The organism is Bradyrhizobium sp. AZCC 1578, assembly GCF_036924675.1.
Lineage (GTDB): Bacteria > Pseudomonadota > Alphaproteobacteria > Rhizobiales > Xanthobacteraceae > Bradyrhizobium.
Genome location: NZ_JAZHRZ010000001.1, coordinates 3,915,706 through 3,934,381, shown reverse-complemented (window position 1 = coordinate 3,934,381; position 18,676 = coordinate 3,915,706). Strand labels below are relative to the sequence as shown.

The 18,676-nt window shown below is 62.5% G+C and carries 16 protein-coding genes and 1 pseudogene; 5 read left to right on the top strand and 12 right to left on the bottom strand.

Features of this window, described 5'->3' with window-relative positions; translation table 11 throughout:
* Positions 1 to 5: 5 nt before the first annotated feature.
* The 4 genes and pseudogenes from holA to V1290_RS18715 form a co-directional block, all read right to left on the bottom strand.
* Positions 6 to 1,034 carry a DNA polymerase III subunit delta gene (gene holA / locus V1290_RS18730; RefSeq protein ID WP_334365771.1) on the bottom strand — a complete coding sequence of 343 codons (1,029 nt, stop codon included), beginning with the start codon at positions 1,032 to 1,034 and terminating at the stop codon, positions 6 to 8.
* Between the two features lie 119 nt (positions 1,035 to 1,153).
* Positions 1,154 to 1,708, bottom strand: coding sequence for an LPS assembly lipoprotein LptE (lptE, locus tag V1290_RS18725; RefSeq protein ID WP_334365770.1), 555 nt, complete (start codon positions 1,706 to 1,708; stop codon positions 1,154 to 1,156).
* Entirely contained in the window at positions 1,695 to 4,319 is a 2,625-nt protein-coding gene (leuS, locus tag V1290_RS18720; RefSeq protein WP_334365769.1) for a leucine--tRNA ligase, read from the bottom strand. Before leuS ends, lptE begins: the two co-directional genes overlap by 14 nt.
* A gap of 129 nt (positions 4,320 to 4,448) precedes the next feature.
* A pseudogene (locus tag V1290_RS18715) lies at positions 4,449 to 6,141 on the bottom strand (diguanylate cyclase domain-containing protein).
* A gap of 118 nt (positions 6,142 to 6,259) precedes the next feature.
* Between V1290_RS18715 and V1290_RS18710 the strand changes: the two are divergent.
* Entirely contained in the window at positions 6,260 to 6,937 is a 678-nt protein-coding gene (locus V1290_RS18710; protein ID WP_334365768.1) for a YggS family pyridoxal phosphate-dependent enzyme, read from the top strand.
* Positions 6,938 to 7,084: 147 nt separating this feature from the next.
* On the opposite strand, the gene V1290_RS18705 is transcribed toward V1290_RS18710, so the two are convergent.
* The gene (locus tag V1290_RS18705) at positions 7,085 to 7,870 is read right to left on the bottom strand and encodes a 2-keto-4-pentenoate hydratase (protein ID WP_334365767.1); all 786 of its coding nucleotides are present in this window, start codon (positions 7,868 to 7,870) and stop codon (positions 7,085 to 7,087) included.
* Positions 7,871 to 7,886: 16 nt separating this feature from the next.
* Entirely contained in the window at positions 7,887 to 8,456 is a 570-nt protein-coding gene (locus V1290_RS18700) for a L,D-transpeptidase family protein (RefSeq protein WP_334365766.1), read from the bottom strand.
* Between the two features lie 270 nt (positions 8,457 to 8,726).
* On the opposite strand from V1290_RS18700, the gene V1290_RS18695 reads away from it, so the two are divergent.
* Both V1290_RS18695 and V1290_RS18690 read left to right on the top strand, forming a co-directional pair.
* Positions 8,727 to 9,413: a response regulator transcription factor gene (locus V1290_RS18695; protein WP_028348340.1), complete on the top strand. Its 687-nt coding sequence runs from the start codon at positions 8,727 to 8,729 to the stop codon at positions 9,411 to 9,413.
* Between the two features lie 51 nt (positions 9,414 to 9,464).
* A complete protein-coding gene (locus V1290_RS18690) occupies positions 9,465 to 9,905 on the top strand; it encodes a cyclic nucleotide-binding domain-containing protein (protein WP_334365765.1) in 441 nt (146 codons plus the stop codon).
* Positions 9,906 to 9,942: 37 nt separating this feature from the next.
* On the opposite strand, the gene V1290_RS18685 is transcribed toward V1290_RS18690, so the two are convergent.
* From V1290_RS18685 to V1290_RS18670, 4 genes are all read right to left on the bottom strand, one after another.
* On the bottom strand, positions 9,943 to 10,758 hold the full coding sequence (locus tag V1290_RS18685) for an exodeoxyribonuclease III (protein ID WP_028348342.1): 816 nt from the start codon (positions 10,756 to 10,758) through the stop codon (positions 9,943 to 9,945).
* A 250-nt stretch (positions 10,759 to 11,008) separates the two neighbouring features.
* The gene (locus V1290_RS18680) at positions 11,009 to 11,815 is read right to left on the bottom strand and encodes an outer membrane lipoprotein carrier protein LolA (RefSeq protein WP_334365764.1); all 807 of its coding nucleotides are present in this window, start codon (positions 11,813 to 11,815) and stop codon (positions 11,009 to 11,011) included.
* 118 nt (positions 11,816 to 11,933) lie between these two features.
* Positions 11,934 to 14,378, bottom strand: a complete 2,445-nt coding sequence (locus tag V1290_RS18675; protein WP_334365763.1) for a DNA translocase FtsK — start codon at positions 14,376 to 14,378, stop codon at positions 11,934 to 11,936.
* A 13-nt stretch (positions 14,379 to 14,391) separates the two neighbouring features.
* A complete protein-coding gene (locus tag V1290_RS18670) occupies positions 14,392 to 15,618 on the bottom strand; it encodes an aminotransferase class I/II-fold pyridoxal phosphate-dependent enzyme (RefSeq protein WP_334365762.1) in 1,227 nt (408 codons plus the stop codon).
* A gap of 172 nt (positions 15,619 to 15,790) precedes the next feature.
* Here V1290_RS18670 and V1290_RS18665 point away from each other — a divergent pair, with 172 nt between their 5' ends.
* Together V1290_RS18665 and V1290_RS18660 are read left to right on the top strand one after the other, a co-directional pair.
* Positions 15,791 to 16,018: an AbrB/MazE/SpoVT family DNA-binding domain-containing protein gene (locus V1290_RS18665; protein WP_334365761.1), complete on the top strand. Its 228-nt coding sequence runs from the start codon at positions 15,791 to 15,793 to the stop codon at positions 16,016 to 16,018.
* A 3-nt stretch (positions 16,019 to 16,021) separates the two neighbouring features.
* On the top strand, positions 16,022 to 16,474 hold the full coding sequence (locus tag V1290_RS18660; protein WP_334365760.1) for a type II toxin-antitoxin system VapC family toxin: 453 nt from the start codon (positions 16,022 to 16,024) through the stop codon (positions 16,472 to 16,474).
* 191 nt (positions 16,475 to 16,665) lie between these two features.
* Here V1290_RS18660 and V1290_RS18655 read toward each other — a convergent pair whose 3' ends face one another.
* Together V1290_RS18655 and V1290_RS18650 are read right to left on the bottom strand one after the other, a co-directional pair.
* Entirely contained in the window at positions 16,666 to 18,108 is a 1,443-nt protein-coding gene (locus tag V1290_RS18655) for an ammonium transporter (protein WP_334365759.1), read from the bottom strand.
* 38 nt (positions 18,109 to 18,146) lie between these two features.
* The gene (locus V1290_RS18650; RefSeq protein ID WP_008142813.1) at positions 18,147 to 18,485 is read right to left on the bottom strand and encodes a P-II family nitrogen regulator; all 339 of its coding nucleotides are present in this window, start codon (positions 18,483 to 18,485) and stop codon (positions 18,147 to 18,149) included.
* Positions 18,486 to 18,676: the final 191 nt, after the last annotated feature.

The window sequence follows — 18,676 nt, the reverse complement described above, 5'->3', positions numbered from 1 at the left end:
ATAGCTTATCCCCTTCGCTTCGCATTCGCCGCAATCGACAGCAGCGTGCGCAGCGCGATGGCTGACGCCAGCGAGGCCTGCTTGCGCATGTCGAGCGCGGCGGTCGCGAGCTGATCGATGATGGTGGCCAGCCGCGGCGCGCTGAAATTGCGCAGCGCGATTTCGACGGCGCCCTTTCGCGAGAAGTGCAGGCGCGGATAGCCGCCCTCGAGCAAGGTGGAGACGGGCGTTCCGTCAGCAACCGCAAGCGCCGATTTGTGCAGCCAGGCAGCCTGACGCTGGGCGGCCGAAATGATGACGCCGGGATAGGTGCCGGCGACCATCGCCTTGGCGAATTCGCTTTCGACCAGGTCAGGCTTGCCGGCGAACGCGCCATCGACGATCGGATCGAGTTTTAGTTCGGACGCATCGGACACGACGGTCATGACGTCGTCGAGCGCGATCTCGCCCCTGCCGTGGGAATAGAGAGCAAGCTTGCGGAGCTCGTTGCGCGAGGCCTGGCGGTCGCCGCCGAGCAGCGACATCAGCACGGCGCGGGCATCGGAGGCGATGCGCAAATTGGAAGTCCGTAGCTCCTCGTCGATCAATCGAGCAAGGTCGCGCTCGGTGTCGGGATAGCAGGCGATGGCGACTGCGCTCTTGGCGCGCTCGCAGGCCTTGCGCAGCGGCGATTCCGGCCGCAACTCGCCGGCCTCGATCACGATGCGGCAATCCTTGATCGGCGAATCAGCCAGCGTATCGACGCCGCTGGCAAAACTGCGGGAGCCAGCGCGCACACGAATGGCGCGCCGGCCGCCGAACATCGGGATCGTCATCGCCTCGTCGACCAGTCGCGATGGCTCGGCCGCCAGCTCGTCGCCGTCGAGCCGCACCAGCGAAAAGGGATCATTGGGATCGTCGACTGCCGATGCAATCAGCGCGTCGGCGCGCTCGCGCACGAGACCGGCGTCAGGACCGTACAGCAGGATGATAGGGCGGCCGGCATCGGGCCGGGCGAGAAAAGCGTCGATGTCTTTTCCGCGGAGCGCGACCACGACGGACCTTCATTCGTCATTTCCGGGATGCGGGCGAAGGCCTTAGACCCGGAATCTGGAGATTGTCGGAACGAGATTCCGGGTTCGCGCTTCGCGCGCCCCCGGAATGACGATCGTTGTCAGGTGCCGGCGTAGAAGTAGGACGCGAGCCGAGTCTGGATGTTTTCCGCGATCTCGTTGGCGGCGCGGTCCTCGGCGTCGCGGAAGGCGCGGGCGCGGGCGAAGCGCTGCAACTGGCCCTGGAAGGTGTCATAGGACACGCGGGAGAAGGTCGTCCCGGTCATGACCGATTTGTTGGTCGCAAGGTCGATCAGATTGTACTGCGCATCGATGCCGTAGTTTTCGCTCGTCGGCAACGCGGTGTTCGGATCGATCATCAGCGAGCTGCGCGTGGTGTTAAATCGCAGCACCAGCCGATGGGTCGGCGGCATGCCGGTGGCGTTGCCGTAGAGCTTGAACGCCAGCGCGTTGCGGATCTCGACCTGAATTCGGGCTTCCCGCGAGGCGTTGTTCTTGTCGACCGGCGGGATTTCCACGCCCATCAGCTTTTCGCGCAAGCCGGGCTTGCCGTCCGTGCGTTCGGCATACATCGGCTGGAAACAGCCCGCTGTGAGCGCCGCCAGAGCGGCGACGGCGATGAGCCGAACGGCGATCCGGGTCCTAGCCAACGACATTCACGATCCTCATGGGAACTACGATTACCTTGCGGACGGTCTTGCCGCCGAGGGCGAGTTTTACCGCATCGAGCGCCAAAACGGCAGCCTCAATTTCCGGATTTTGGGCGACCCGTGGCACGGTAACATCACCCCGCTTCTTGCCATTGACCTGGACCACCAGCGTCACAGTGTCTTCAACCAGCAGATCGCGTTCGATTTGGGGCCAGTTGGCCTCCGAAATCAGCCCGGACTGCCCCAGAACCTGCCAGCACTCCTCGGCCAGATGCGGCATCATCGGGGAGAACAATTGAACCAGGATGATTGCCGCCTCCCGGACGGACCAGGCCAGATCCGGCGCCGGCTTCTCCTCACGGCCCAGCACCTCGGCCAGCGCATTGGTGAATTCCCGGATATGAGCAAGGCAGACATTGAAATGCAGCCGCTCGATCCCGGACGACACCTTGTCCAGCGCGCCATGGGCCGCTTTTCGCAAGGCAAGCGCGTCCACTCCGAACGAAGCCGGCCGCGCGGTCGGGGCCACCTTGGCGATTTCGGCGGATTCATTGACCAGTCGCCACAGCCGCTGCACGAAGCGTGAGGCACCCTGCACGCGCTCGTCGCTCCAGATCACGTCGCGATCTGGGGGCGAGTCCGAGAGCATGAACCAGCGCGCCACGTCGGCGCCATAGGTCGCGATGATGTCGTCGGGATCGACGGTGTTCTTCTTCGACTTCGACATCTTTTCGATCGCGCCGATCGTGACCTCTTCGCCGCTGTCGAGCAGCGTGGCCCGGCGGCCATTGCCGCCGGTCTCGACCTTCACCTCGGCTGGCGTCACATAGGAGCCGTCGGCTTTCTGGTAGGTCTCGTGCACCACCATGCCTTGCGTGAACATGCCGGCGAACGGCTCATCCATGCCGATGTGGCCGGTCGCTTTCATCGCGCGGGTGAAGAAGCGGCTATAGAGCAGATGCAGGATCGCGTGCTCGACGCCGCCGATATACTGGTCGACCGGCATCATCCGGTTGGCGACATCGGGCGTGGTCGGCGCCTTCTCGTTCCAGGGATCGGTGAAGCGCGCAAAATACCAGGACGAATCCACGAAGGTGTCCATGGTGTCGGTTTCACGCTGCGCCTTGCCGCCGCATTTGGGGCAGGTGACGTGCTTCCAGGTCGGGTGATGGTCGAGCGCGTTGCCGGGCTTGTCGAAGGTGGCGTCCTCCGGCAGCGTCACCGGAAGCTGATCGTCCGGCACCGGCACCACGTCGCATTTCGGGCAGTGGATCACCGGGATCGGGCAGCCCCAATAACGCTGCCGCGAAATGCCCCAGTCGCGCAGTCGGAAATTCACCTTGCGTTCGCCGACCGGCGCATTGCCGCGAACTTCTGCTTCGAGCCGCTTCGCCACCTCTTCCTTCGCCTGCTCGATGGTCATCCCATCGAGGAAGCGAGAATTGATCATGCGGCCCTCGCCGTCATAGGCGGTATCGGTGATAACAAAGGTTTTTGGGTCCTGGCCTTCGGGACAGACCACCGGTGTGTTGCCGAGCCCGTATTTGTTGACGAAATCGAGGTCGCGCTGGTCATGCGCCGGGCAGCCGAAGATCGCGCCCGTGCCGTATTCCATCAGCACGAAGTTGGCGACGTAAACCGGCAGCTTCCAGTTCGGATCGAACGGATGGACCGCGCGGATGCCGGTGTCAAAACCCTGCTTCTCGGCGGTATCGATGATTTCCTGCGCGGTGCCGATCCGTTTGACCTCGGCAATGAATTCCGCAAGCTTCGGGTTCTTCGCAGCCGCAGCCTGCGCCAGCGGATGGTCCGCTGCAATCGCCATGAATTTTGCGCCGAACAGCGTGTCATGTCGCGTGGTGAAGACTTTCAGCTCGGATTCGCTCGTCGGCGTTGTGGCCGGATCGAGCGCGAAACGCACCAGCATGCCTTCGCTGCGGCCGATCCAATTGCGCTGCATCAGCCGGACCTTGTCCGGCCAGCGATCCAGCCCATCCAGCGCGTCCAGCAGTTCCTGCGAGTACTTCGTGATCTTGAAGACCCACTGGTTCATCTCGCGCTGCTCGACGACGGCGCCGGAGCGCCAGCCGCGGCCGTCGATCACCTGCTCGTTGGCGAGCACGGTCATGTCGACCGGATCCCAGTTGATCTTGCGCTTCTCGCGCTCGGCGAGACCAGCGCGCAAGAAGTCCAGAAACATCTTCTGCTGATGCTTGTAATAGGCGGGATCGCAGGTCGCGAACTCGCGCGACCAGTCGAGCGACAGCCCGATCGACCGCAACTGCTTTTTCATCGCGGCGATATTGTCGTAGGTCCAGGCCTTGGGCGCGACCTTGCGCTCGATCGCGGCATTCTCGGCCGGCAGCCCGAAGGCGTCCCAGCCCATCGGGTGCAGCACGTTGAAACCCTTGGCGCGCATGAAGCGGGCCAGCACGTCGCCCAGCGTGTAGTTCCGGACATGCCCGATATGGATGCGCCCGGACGGGTAGGGGAACATCTCGAGCACGTAGTATTTCGGCCGCGGATCGTCGTTTTTCGAGGCGAAGATCGCCTTTTCGTCCCACTGGCGTTGCCAGCGCGGCTCGGAATCACGGGCGTTGTAACGTTCGGAAGTCATGGAATCGCAGGCTTTTTGTGGATTCGGGTCCCATCCAGAGGACGGCGGACTAGGCCACAGAAGCGGCTGCGGGGTCAACGGGTTGGGACAGTGAGAAGAGCGTTTTAGCCGATGGCGTGGAGCGTCCGCTCACCCGGCCATCGCGATCCCCGCCTCGTCCACCAGCTTTGCAAAGCCGTGCTCGACCACGGTATTTCGCCCGCGGTGTTTGGCGGCGTAGAGGGCGGCATCCGCCGCCTCGATCAGCTCGCCGGGGGTTTGGGCGTCGTTCGGAAGCGTCGCGGCGACGCCGACGCTGACGGTGACGGTGCGGTGGCTGGAGGTGATGTGCGGCAGGCCGAGGCCTTGAACGGTGGCGCGCACGGTTTCGCCGATCTCGAGTGCTTTCTGCGTGCCGGTGTTCGGCAGCAGCAGGCAGAATTCCTCGCCGCCATAGCGGCCGGCAAAGCCCAGATTGTCGGCGGCGATGCCGGCCAGCGCTTCGCCGATCCGGGTCAGGCAGGCGTCGCCTTCCGGGTGGCCATAGGTGTCGTTGTAGAGCTTGAAGTGATCGACATCGATCATCAGCAGCGACAGCTCGCTATGATACTGCTGCGCCTTCATCCATTCGAAATCGAGCCGGCTCTGGAAACCGCGCCTGTTGGCGAGGCCGGAGAGCATGTCGATCGAGGCCATCACGGTGAGCCGGTCGTTGGTGGCAACGAGCTCGCGTTCGCGCTGGCTGAGTTGCGCCGCCATCGCGTTGAAGGCGCGGGCCAGCTGCATGAATTCCGACGGCAGGCGGCTGTGCGAGACGCGGGCCGACCAGTCGCCTTCGCCGAATCGCCTGGCCATGCCGGTCATGACTTCGATTGGGTTGATGATGAGCTTTTCCGCGCCGATCAGCGCGCCGAGCAACACGAACAGGCAGACTAGTCCGAGCTGCAGGTAGGCGGTGCGAATATCGCGGTTGATCGCCGCCGTGATTTTGGCCTCGTCGATGCTGACGATCAGGCGGGACTGCGTGCCGGGAATGCGCGCGAAACTGATCGCGCGTTGCGACCCGTCGGCTGCGGTGAAGGAAAGCGAGCCCATCGGGGTGTCGGAAACGAGTGCCTTGTGAGCGATGGCCGTCAGCAGCGGCACGTTGTTGAGCGGCTTGCCAATCATGCTGGCCTCATCCGCCGGCGCGGCCAGCACGACGCCGGCGCCGTCGACCAGCAGCGCTGAAATCCCCGGCCGTCCGCCGAGCTTGGCCATGATCTTCGACATCCAGTCGAGATTGATGCCGGCGACCACCACGGCGTCTTCTTCTTGATTGATTGCGGCTACCGGATAGGCCGCCATCAGGATCGGTCTATTGCTTACCCTGGCGAACAAATAGTCGCTGAAAACGAAATCGCGGGTCTGTTGTGCTTTTCGGAAATACTCACGGTCGCCGATGTTGAGGCCGACCAGCATGTGTCAGCGTCGAGCACTGCACCACGCCGTCCTTGCTGACGATCATGATGCTGCGGATCCAGGGCAGGTTGGTCGGCAGGCTGGCGCGCAAGATTTCGCAACTGCGTCCGATGCCGCTGGAGGCGCGGATATAGGCAGCCGATTTCAGCATGGCTTCGACCGAGGAGACGACCTCGCGCTGGGTCTCCGCAGTGTGCAGCGTAATGTTGGCGTACTCCTCCGAAGCCATCGCGATCTGCTTGGCGCGCGCGTCTTCGAGCGAACGGACCCGTTCCAGCATCAAGGGCGCCACCAGCATCACGGCGAGCAGCGCAAGCCGTGCCCGGATTCCCAGAAGCTTCTTGAGTTTGACCCGTTTGCGGTTGAAAGTAACGCCAGGCATCATGCCCCCCACACGGCACGGTAGTGTGAAGGGCTCAAAAAGGCTTTCTCGAACTTGGTAAAATTCGAGGAAATGCCGTAAAATTTTCGGCCGAAAATCGGGACATGACGCGAGAGAGATGGCGACACCGCTAACCAAGTCTTTACCAAATGGCCTGGCTCAGGTGGAGCAAGAGATCGCGCGCGCCTGCAAGGAGGCGCGCCGCGAGCGCGCATCGGTGACGCTGATCGCGGTGTCGAAGACGTTCGACGCCACGGCCATCTCGCCTGTCCTCGGGGCCGGGCAGCGCGTGTTCGGCGAAAATCGCGTGCAGGAGGCCAAAGCGAAATGGCCGGCGCTGGTGTTGGCCTATCCCGGAACTGCGTTGCACCTGATCGGGCCGCTGCAATCCAACAAGGCGAAGGAGGCCGTCGCGTTGTTTGATGCCATCCACTCGGTCGACCGACCCAGCATCTGCGAAGCGCTCGCCAAGGAAATCAATTCGCAGAACAAGCGTCCGGAATTGTTCGTTCAGATCAACACCGGCGAGGAACCGCAGAAGGCCGGCATCGCGCCCGGCGAGGCAGATGCCTTTATCGCGAGCTGCCGCGACAAATACGGCCTGGTCATTTCCGGTTTGATGTGCATCCCGCCGGTCAACGAGGCGCCGGCGCCGCATTTCGCGTTGACGGCCAAGATCGCCGCGCGCAACGGGCTGAAAAATCTGTCGATGGGCATGAGCGCCGATTTTGCAGTCGCGATCCAGATGGGTGCGACGCATGTGCGCATCGGCTCGGCGATTTTTGGCGCGCGATAAAAGTCTGTGCCGTCGTCCCTCGCGAACGCAGGGACCCACGCCGCGGGCTTACCGGTAAGGTGATGGGGTAGTTACTTTCCGTGCCAACGAGCGACGGTGGTTATGGGTCCCTGCGTTCGCAGGGACGACATCGATTGTGAGCAACGCTTATCCGAACCTCACCGACACGTTGCCGAGCGAACCGAAATCAGCCGCGCAAAAATCGCCTGACTGAATCGGCAGCGGTGCATGACAGGTGCCGGTAGTGACGACGCGGCCGGCCTTCAGCACCACGCCAAGCTGGCGCAGTTCATTGGCGAGCCAGGTCAGCGCAATGCGCGGATCGCCCAACACGTTCTTGCCGTGGCCAACGAATTGGTGGCCGCGCATCGTGATAATCGGCCGTTCCTCGACGAGGTCCATTGAACGCCAGTCGGCGGTTGCCGCCGGCCCCAATACGAACAGATGCGCACAGGCATTGTCGGCGATGAGTTGGGCTTCGCCGGCGGTAACGAAATTCTCAAACCGCGAATCCGGAATTTCGATGGCCGGATGCAGCGTGTCGACCGCATCGAGAACCTGCTGCGTCGTATAGGGCGTGGAGCGCGCCGGCAGATCGACACGCATGCGAAAGGCGAATTCGGGTTCGGCGACGCGCATTTCGTTGCCTGCCATCGAAGCCGTTCCGCCGTCGTGGATGACGGTTTCGGCCAGAATGCGCCCAGCCATCGGGCCGTCGACGTTGATGTGCTTTTGTCCGGCCTCGCTGGTGGCCGCGATCTTCCAGCCGAACAAGCTATCGGACGAGTATTTTTCGATTCCCGCCTGGATCGCGTAGGCCTCAATGCGGTCGCACGGCCGCAGCGATTCGTCGAGGCCGGAAAATTTGGTGCCGGCGCGCCAGTGGTCGTGCAGGATCTTTGACGCGGCCGTTATTGCGTTCCTGTCGAGCATTGTTTTCGCTTCCCCATCAGCCGATGATGATTTTAGTCTGCGGTCCCATCCGCCGCAGCAGCCGCAGCATGGCGGATTTCGTCATCGAGACGCATCCCGCCGTGGGCGAGAAATTGGTCCGCGCCAGATGCAGGAACACGGCGCTGCCACGGCCGGCAATTCGCGGTGCGCTGTTGTGATCGATTTCGATGATGAAGTCGTAGAGGTGATCCTCGCGCGTCAGCCGGTCACCGGCCTGATCCCGGACCAGACGGATTGGCTGGTTATAATGGCGGTCCTGCGGGTCCTCGCACCAGGCATCTTCGGGCCGGATCGGCCGGACCGGCAGATAGGTCCGCGGCCTGGGATGGCGGTCGGCGCGCCACCACAATTGCAGCGGATGATAGGTGCCTCGCGGCGTGCCGCCGTCGCCCTCCCGCTTGTTGACGAGGATGCCGCCGCGGCCAAGTGCCACCGGCACGGTCCAACCGTCCGCCGTCAGCCAGCCCCGGCAGGGGTCGCCGGCAGCCCTGCGGACCCGGATTGCCGTCAACGGCCGATCACGCGCATATGTCTGATAAGTGATTGAAATGGCGTTACTTTCCATGCCAATACCCGAACCCTGGGGTTGCTTGCCCTACCTCAATTGCTCTATTTGGCGGCATTACAGGACATTCATCCAAACGCGCCTCAAATTTGGGATAGACTGCGGTTCGGCTTGTGAAACTGTAACAATCTCCTACCTCAATGCGAATCAGTGCCTGATAACCCGGCTTGCTTGTGAAGTTTGCCTGCGAATCAGGTTGTTATCGACCAAGACCCGGCTTTGAGACGCTCTCGCTTGTGTCCGCCGCCTGCCTCAAGAGGATCGTATCCTATGCCCAATGCCCGCAAGATCCTGATCGTGGATGACGACACCGATCTGCGCGATACGTTGGTGGAGCAATTGTCGCTGCATGAGGAATTCGAAGCCTCCGCAGTCGATACCGGCGCCAAGGGCGCCAGCGCCGCCAAAGCCAATTCCCCCGATCTGGTGCTGATGGATGTCGGCCTGCCGGATACGGATGGAAGGGAGGTCGTGCGCAGCCTTCGCAAGGGCGGCTTCAAGGCGCCAATTATCATGCTGACTGGCCACGACACCGACTCCGACACTATTTTGGGGCTCGAATCGGGTGCCAACGACTACGTCGCCAAGCCGTTCAGGTTTGCCGTTCTGCTCGCCCGAATCAGGGCGCAGCTCCGCCAGCACGAGGCCAGCGAGGACGCGGTATTCTCCGTCGGTCCTTACAGCTTCCGGCCCGGCTCCAAGATGCTGACCGCCGCCAATGCCAGAAAGGTGCGACTGACCGAGAAGGAAACCGCGATCCTGCGCTTCCTTTATCGCGCCGGCCAACTGCCGGTGTCGCGCGAGACGCTGCTGCAGGAAGTCTGGGGCTACAATTCGGGCGTTACCACGCACACGCTGGAAACCCACATCTACCGCCTCAGGCAGAAGATCGAGAAAGATGCGGCCAACCCGGAAATCCTGGTGACGGAAGCCGGTGGTTACAAACTGGTGCCGTGATACGATTCGCAACCACGATTCGTAATTTTCGCGCATCCCGGTCAACGGTCCATGTCGATCGACGATGATGTAGCCCTGCTTGAGCGGGTCCCGACATTACGCCTGTTGGGAACGGCGGCGCTGCGCATGCTGGCGATCGGCTCGGAGCAGCGCGATTTCTCTCCCGGCGATTATCTGTTCAATGCGGGCGATGAAGCGGATGCGGGCTACATCGTTCAGCGCGGTTCGTTCCGCGTCGAGGACGGCGGCGCTGAAGTCGTTGCGGGCCCCGGGGCCCTGATCGGCGAATTGGCGCTGATCGTGGCCATGAAACGGCCGTCCAGCGCGGTCGCGCTTGTTCATTCCTCGGTTATCCGGGTGTCACGCAGCCTGTTTCAGCGCGTGCTCGAAAGTGACCCCGCTGCGGCGCGCCGCCTGCGCGATGAACTCGCCACCCGGACCAGCCAGCTCGCCAGCGATATTCTGATGGCGGGCGCGAAACTGAGTATTTGAGCCCCGTCGTGCCTGCGTTCGTAGGGGCGACGGAGAACTACACCTCCAGCGTCACCGTGACAGGCACGTGGTCCGATGGACGCTCCCAGCCGCGCGCATCGCGGGTAATCCTGAAATCGCTGACTGCGTCCTTCAGCGCGCGCGAGACCCAGATGTGGTCGAGCCGACGGCCACGGTCGCCCACCGTCCAGTCGGCGGCGCGGTAGCTCCACCACGTATAGACCTTTTCCGAAAGCGGGATCCGCTCGCGCGCGACGTCGAACCATTCGCCATGGGCCTGCGCGGCCAGGAGCTTTTCGCATTCGATCGGCGTATGCGAGACGACCTTCAGAAGCTGCTTGTGCGACCACACATCGTTTTCATGTGGTGCAACGTTGAGGTCGCCGACCAGGATATGCCGGTCGTCACCACGCGGATGCAGCGGTTCGCAGGCTTTCATCTCGTCGAGAAATTTCAGCTTGTGATCAAACTTCGGATTGAGCGCGGGATCGGGAATGTCGCCGCCGGCCGGAACGTAGAAATTGTGCAGCACCAGTGGCTTTGCAAGCTGGGCCTTCTCGCCGAAAGCTACCGAAATATGCCGCGAATCGATCTTTTCGCAGAAGGTTCTGATATCGGTGGTATCGAAGGGCAGTTTCGAGACGATAGCGACGCCGTGATAGCCCTTCTGCCCGTTCAGCGCGACATGCTCATAGCCGAGACGCTTGAACCGCTTCAGCGGAAAAGCATCGTCGATACATTTGGTTTCCTGCAGGCACAATACATCCGGTCGCGCCGATTTGAGGAATTTGGCGACGATATCGATGCGCAGGCGCACCGAGTTGATATTCCACGTTGTCAGGGAAAAACGCATGGGAGCCGCGTCTTACCACGGTTCATGATGACGTCGCGCGCTTTGTCCACAGGTGGAATTTCGTAGTGTGGGACAAAGGTGCTCAGCGCCGTGCCCACCATGCACCCCAATCTCGATGAAAATGGTGGGCACGCGGAGCCTGTCATCACTCCGCGAGCGCCCTGCGCTCGTCGCTGGGCGCGCATTCGCGCGACCGGTGGCTTTGCCCACCCTGCGGCTCCGCAGAAAGAAGGAGAACGAACGCCGTCGCTCAGTTCGCCGGAGTGAAGTAGTTGGTGAAGTCGATTTTGAACAGGCCGGGGTCGACCTTCTTGGACGAGTCCAGATTGTAGACCGCAACCGTGGTGTCGTAACCCTGCGGGTCGGTCACCGTCCATTGCTTGAGCTGGCCGTCCTTGACGCCAACCATCAGCATCAATCGGCTGGTGCCGATCAGGGCCTGCTTCTCCTCGATGGTGACGCTGATGTAGACGTCATCGGCCGTGACGCTGACGACATTGGTGTCCTTCAACAGATCGATCCTGTCCGACAGCAGGAAACGCAGCGGCGTTTGCGACAGCGGATAGATGTCCTGGGTGGCGAGCTTGCGATCGCGCACGGCCAGCGATGAACCATCGGCGATAATCGCGATCGGACTCGGGTCGTCATATTCGAAACGTACCTTGCCCGGCTTCTGAATGTAGAAATCGCCCTTGGTCCTGCTGCCGTCTGGGCCGACTTGCACGAAATTTCCGACCAACGTCTGTAGCGACGATAGATATGAACTCACCCGCGCAGCCTGCGCCTTCTGGTTGGCATCAAAGGTTGCAAAAACATTGGCCGGGACATTGCGGCGCGGGTCCGGAAGCACCGGATTTGGCGGCGCCTGGGTGGCGCCGGTGGTTATCGGCGCTTTTTCCTGTGCGCTCATCTGCATGCTGGCGTCGCGGGCCTTGGGCGCGGGCTTCGGAACCGGCACGGTCTGCGAGAGAGCCGATGTCGCGAAGCCGGCGATGGATGTGGCGATCAAAAGGGCCAGTCCGGAGCGCAGCCCGCGATGGGTGGGTTGTTGTGTCATCAGATATTTCGGATCTCTATTCGACGAGGCATCCCGCTGCCGGCCAGTTTATCGCGCTTCGACCAAAGGAGATATCGTTTTTCCGTGAAATCGTTGCGCCGAATCCACGTTCGGCGCTTTAGAATCCGCCCTCTTCCTCCTCGACCAGAATTTCGCGCTTGCCGGCGTGATTCGCCTGCCCAACGATGCCTTCCTGTTCCATTCGTTCCATCAGCGAAGCGGCGCGGTTGTAGCCGATTTGCAGCCGGCGCTGAATATAGGACGTCGAGGCCTTGCGGTCGCGCTTGACGATCGCAACCGCCTGCGAGAACAGGTCACCGCCACCATCGCCGCCCATGCCGGTGGAATCGAATACCGCGCCGTCTTCTTCGCTCGGTTCCTCCGCAGTGACCGCTTCCAGATATTCCGGTGCGCCTTGCGTCTTGAGGTGACGCACCACCTTCTCGACTTCTTCGTCTGAAGCGAATGGTCCATGCACGCGGCTGATGCGACCGCCGCCGGCCATATAGAGCATGTCGCCCTGGCCGAGCAGTTGCTCGGCGCCCATCTCGCCGAGAATGGTGCGGCTATCGATTTTCGACGTGACCTGGAATGCGATGCGGGTCGGGAAGTTAGCCTTGATGGTACCGGTGATGACGTCGACCGACGGACGCTGCGTCGCGAGAATGACGTGCAGGCCGGCGGCGCGCGCCATCTGCGCCAGGCGCTGCACCGCGCCTTCGATGTCCTTGCCGGCCACCATCATCAGGTCGGCCATTTCGTCGACGATGATGACGATATAGGGCAGCGGCTCGAGCTCGAGCTTTTCTTCCTCGTAGATCGCCTTCCCGGTTTCCTTGTCGAAGCCGGTGTGCACCGTGCGCGTCAGCTCCTCGCCCTTGGCCTTGGCTTCGACGAGGCGCTGGTTATAGCCGTCGATGTTGCGCACACCGAGCTTGGCCATTTTCTTGTAGCGCTCCTCCATCTCGCGCACAGCCCATTTCAGCGCCACCACCGCCTTCTTCGGGTCGGTCACGACCGGCGTCAGCAAATGCGGGATGCCATCATAGACGGAGAGCTCGAGCATCTTGGGATCGACCATGATCAGGCGGCACTGATCCGGCCTCAGGCGATAGACCAGGCTGAGGATCATGGTGTTGATGGCGACTGATTTGCCGGAGCCGGTGGTGCCCGCGATCAGCATATGCGGCGTGCGAGCAAGATCGATGATGATGGATTCGCCGCCGATGTTTTTTCCGAGGCAGAGCGGCAACTTCACCGTCGACTCGTTGCTGTCCTTTGTAGTCAGCAATTCACGCAGATAAACTTTTTCACGATGCGCATTCGGCAGCTCGATGCCGATGGCATTGCGGCCGGCAACCACGGCGACGCGCGCCGAAAGCGCACTCATCGAGCGGGCGATGTCGTCGGCAAGGCCGATGACGCGCGAGGATTTGATGCCGGGCGCCGGTTCGAGTTCGTACAGCGTCACGACCGGGCCGGGATTGGCCTTGACGATCTCGCCGCGGACGCCGAAATCGCCGAGCACGCCTTCCAGCGCGCGCGAATTGGCCTCCAGTTCAGCCTTGCTGAGCGGCTGCCGGTCCGACGCTTTCGGCGCCGTCAGCATCGACACCGAAGGGAGTTCGAACTTGTCGGACTTGCGCGCCGCTGCGCGCGGTGCAGGCTTCTTGCGCGGAGCGCGGGCGGCCGGGACTTCCTCGTCCTCTTCCTCTTCTTCCTCGTCCTCGAATTCCTCTTGCTGCGGGGCCAATGCCGGCGCGGAGCGACCGCCGAGGCTCGGTTCCTGACGTTCGAATGAGGACTTGCGAGGCGGCGGCGAACTCGACACCAGCGATCGGTAGGCCACGCCCATCAGCCATCCGAGCCGAGCCTTTGCGCTCATCAGGGCATGGTACACCCATCCGAGCGATACCGAACTGCGATCCTCTTCTTCAACGAAGGGCGCGTCATCGTCCTCGATCGGCGTCAGCTCTTCCTCTTTCGGGCGCGAGCCCCAGCCGCTGGCAAACAGAAAGGCCGCAGCCATCGCCGCAAACAGGATGATGCCGAGCACGAGACGATAGGTGAAGCCGGCTGGGCCAAACACGACGGCGGGGGCACGCACCAGCGCGTCGCCGACGACGCCGCCAAGCCCGGTCGGCAGTGCCCACGCGCCGCCATGCGGCCAGCAGCTTGCAAAGCCTGCCGCGATCACCGTGGATAGAATCCAGCACCCAAGGCGTAGCGCTTCGCGGTCGAAGGCGCGATGGGTCAGCATGCGCCAACCCCACACCGCGACGGGGAGGATCAGCATGATCGCGCCGAGGCCGAGAATCTGCATCAACAGATCGGCGCCGATTGCGCCGGGGTAGCCGAGAACGTTGCGGATCGGGCGCGACGTCGCGTGGCTCAAGCTTGGGTCCTGCACCGACCACGTCATCAGCGCCGCCGCCGCCACGCCGGACAGCGCGATCAGGCTGAGGCCGGCAAGCTCGCGCAGCCGCCGCGCCAGGGCCTCGCGGATCGAGACCGGCAGATGACCGACCAGGGGAATGACACGTTCGATCGCTGGCATGCTCATTGGGGCCCTGCGATTAATCCAGAATTTCGACCAGCCGGTGCAATGCCTCGGCCGTTGATTCACTGTCTGAGACCAGCGCGAGACGGATGTAGCCCGCGCCGGGATTGAAGCCGTCGGGCTGCAGCCGCGACAGATAGCTGCCGGGGATCACGCGGACGCCAGCATCCCGATAAAGCTTCACCGCCGCCGCCTCGTCGCCGCCGCGCTGGGATACGTCGAGCCAGACGCAGAAGCCGCCGGCAGGCCGCACATAGCCGTAGCGGCTGCCCAGGATCTGATCGGCAAGATCGAACTTGATGCGATAAAGCCTGCGGTTTTCTTCGACATGCGTCTCGTCGCTATAGGCGGCGACCGCGACGTGTTGCAGCGGCACCGGCACCTGCGGTGCCGCGACGTTGCGCAACTCGTGAAAGGCAGCGAGGAACTTTCCATCCCCGGCGGCAAAGCCGACGCGCATGCCCGGCAGGTTGGAACGCTTCGACAGCGACTGGAATGCAACGACGTTGGTGAAATCAGGCCCGGCGCATTCCAGGGCGCTGCCCGGCGCCTGCCTGGTGTAGATTTCCGAATAGCACTCGTCGCTCAGGATCATGAAGCCGTAGCGGTCGGCGAGGGTCTTCAGCCGCGTGAAGTAGTCGCGCGAGGCGACGGCGCCTTGCGGGTTGGCGGGCGAGGCAATGAACATCGCGACGGTTCGGGCCAGTGTCGCCTCGTCGAGCGTATCGAGATCCGGCAGGAATCCGTTGGCGAGTGTGGTCGGCAGGTAGATCAGTTCGCAACCAGCGGCTCGGGCGCCTGCGCCATAGGCCGGATAGAACGGGTTGGGCATCAGGATCGCGGGCCTGCCCTTGCGTGGGCCAACATAGCGGGCGGCGGTGATCGCCGCGAAAAACAGCCCTTCGCGGCTGCCGTTCAGCACCAGGATTTCGCTCTCGGGGTCGATCGGGCGAGGGAGCTGGAACCGGCTCGAAAGCCAGTTGGCGGCGGCGCGTCGGAACGGCTCGATGCCTTTGGCAAGCGGATAGCGGCCGAACTCGGCAATGTGCTTCGCCAGGATCGGCCCGACGAAGTCGGGCACCGGGTGCTGCGGTTCTCCGAGGGACAGCGTAATCAATGGCTTGGCCGGCTGGTAGGGCGCCAGCAGCTCGGTCGTACGCAAGAACGGCGAGCGTTCGGCCTGACCGGCAGGGGTTGCACTGCCGGCGCCCTGCGCCACGCCGGAAGAGGCGGTCATTGCCATGTCTGAAACGCCAGCACTTTCAAAAGCGATCAAAGGACTTAAGCGAGCCCCGGAAACCGATCAAACCACCATAGATACGGCGAGGTTAAGACGCGATTAACCATCGGCTGGTCTGGACAAGTTGCGGGGTATTACCATGTTTTGAGCGGGTATTACTTCCGGGAGTTCCGCTATGGCGACGACAGTTACGAGTAAGGGCCAGGTGACAATTTCCAAGCCTGTCCGTGAACATCTGGGGATCGTTCCGGGAAGCAAGGTCGAGTTCCGATGCGCTGCGGATGGTACCATCGTGATCGAAAAAGCCGATACAAGCGAGCCCAGTCGTTTTGCCAAACTGGTTGGTATCGTCGGCCCGGGTCTTTCCACGGATGAGATCATGGCGATCACGCGCGGGGACTAGCGTGTGACGCTGGTCGATTCCAACGTCCTTCTGGATGTCTTTATCCAGACTCCGGGCCGGTGGGAGTGGTCCCTTGCTCGTCTGGCGGACGCCGCCCGCCAAGGCCCGCTGCTGATCAATGACGTGATTTTTGCTGAAACGTCCATCCGCTTTCCGATGATCGAAGATTTCGAAGCAGCCTTGTCGCAGGCGAGCATCACCGTCGCGCCGATACCGAGAATGGCGCTATTGCTCGCGGGTAAGGCCTCCATTCAGTACCGTAACGCGGGCGGTGCCTGCAGCGTACTTCCGGATTTCTTTATTGGCGCCCATGCGGCGGTCGAACAGCTTCCGCTTTTGACACGCGATACGCGCCGCTATCGAACTTACTTTCCGACAGTGACGTTGATCGCACCGAACAGCGACACAGGCGCGTGGTGTCTGAGGCCTGTTGCGCCGGTAGCCGCTCAAGGCTGAGCATGCTCTCAGGGATGCGGCGCACCTCGCCGCAAAGCATCCGCCATCGAGTTTCGGGCGAGGCGAGGGCACAAAAAGAAAGGGGCTCCAGCTTGCGCTGGAGCCCCTCAACGGTCAGGGCATTGCCGGGTATGTGCCCGAACCGGAGTTGTGGATGCGATCCCTTCTAAGAGATCGCACCCCGGGAGAACTTACATATTGTACGCGCGCTCGGTGTGCTCGGTGACGTCGAGGCCTTCACGCTCGGTCTCGACGTTGACGCGCAGCCCGACGATCACATCGACGACCTTGAACAGAATCGCCGAGCCGATGCCGGACCACACCAGCGTGGTGCAGACACCCCAGAGCTGCGAGGTCATCTGCGCGACGAAGTCGTAGTCTGCGATCTTGCCCGCGACGTAATCCATGACGCCGGTGCCACCGAGGGCCGGATTCACCAGGATACCGGTGCCGAGCGCGCCGACGATGCCGCCGACGCAGTGGACGCCGAACACGTCGAGCGAGTCGTCATAGCCGAGCGAGTTCTTCACCACGGTGCAGAAGAACAGGCAGACGACGCCGACCACGAGACCGAGCACGATCGCTCCCATCGGACCGGCGAAGCCGGCCGCGGGCGTGACGGCGACGAGGCCCGCGACCGCGCCCGACAGCGCGCCGAGCACCGAGGGGTGGCCCTTGACGATCCATTCCGCGAACATCCAGGCCATCGCCGCCGCTGCGGTCGCAACGAAGGAGTTGGTCATGGCGAGCGCGGCGCCGCCGGAGGCTTCGAGGTTCGATCCGGCGTTGAACCCGAACCAGCCGACCCAGAGCAGCGAAGCGCCGATCATGGTCATGGTGAGGGAGTGCGGAGCCATCAGCTCCTTGCCGTAACCGACGCGCTTGCCGATCAGGAGCGCACCGACCAGACCGGCGATGCCGGCGTTGATGTGCACCACGGTGCCGCCCGCGAAGTCGATAGCGCCCTTCTTGAAGATCCAGCCGGCGTCGGCGTTGATCTCGTCGAGCTTGGCCTGCGCCGCGGTCTTGGCTGCACCATCAGCCGCAGCGGCAAGCGCCTTGGCGGCATCGGTGATCGCATCCGGACCAGGCCAGTACCAGACCATGTGGGCGATCGGCAAATAGATCAGCGTGACCCAGAGCGGGATGAACAACGCGATCGCCGAGAACTTCATGCGTTCGGCAAAGGCGCCGACGATGAGGGCCGGCGTGATCGCCGCGAAGGTCATCTGGAAGCAGATATAGACCAGCTCCGAGATGTTGGCGTCGACGCTGAAGGTCGCCGCCTTCGAATCTGTGGTCACGCCCATCAGGAACGCCTTGGAGAAGCCGCCGATGAAGTCGGAACCGCCGGTGAAGGCAAGGCTGTAGCCGTAGAGCGCCCAGAGCAGGGTGACGATACAGACAGTATAGAAAACCTGCATCAGCACCGAGAGCATGTTCTTGGAGCGGACGAGACCGCCATAGAACAGCGCCAGACCCGGAATCGTCATCAACAGCACCAGCACTGTCGACGTCAGCATCCAGGCGTTGTCTCCCTTGTTGACCGTAGGCTCGGCGTAGGCAGCGTTCGCGGCGAACAGGCCGACTGCGAGGGCCGCCAGTCCCGCGCTATAGGGACGTTTAAACGTCATTTGATTTTACTCCTGAGTGGTAAGGTTTGTGCGCGAAATCAGAGGGCCGCGGCATCTGCCTCGCCGGTGCGGATGCGTACCGCATGGTCGAGGTTGATGACGAAGATCTTGCCGTCGCCGATCTGTCCGGTCTTGGCAGCCGATGTGATGGCGTCGATGGTCTTGTCGACCTGATCCGAGGCGACCGCGACCTCGATCTTGATCTTGGGCAAGAAGCTCACGGCGTATTCGGCGCCACGATAGATTTCCGTATGGCCCTTCTGGCGGCCATAGCCTTTGACTTCCGTCACCGTGAGGCCGTGAACGCCTATGGCGGTCAGGGCGTCCCGGACTTCTTCGAGTTTGAATGGCTTGATGATCGCCATAACAATTTTCATGGGTCTTGGTCCCCGCTTGGGCCCGGGTCAGCGGACCGGGCGTTCTCGACTGAGGTTCACCACGCGGAGATGTTCACTACGCGGGCACAGCCGAGACCCTTAGAATCAAATGCCGTGCCAGATCGGGATCGTTCCCTAACAGACTATGAATCCGGACCTTTTCGCCCTTTGCGAGAGTTGCATCTTCCCGC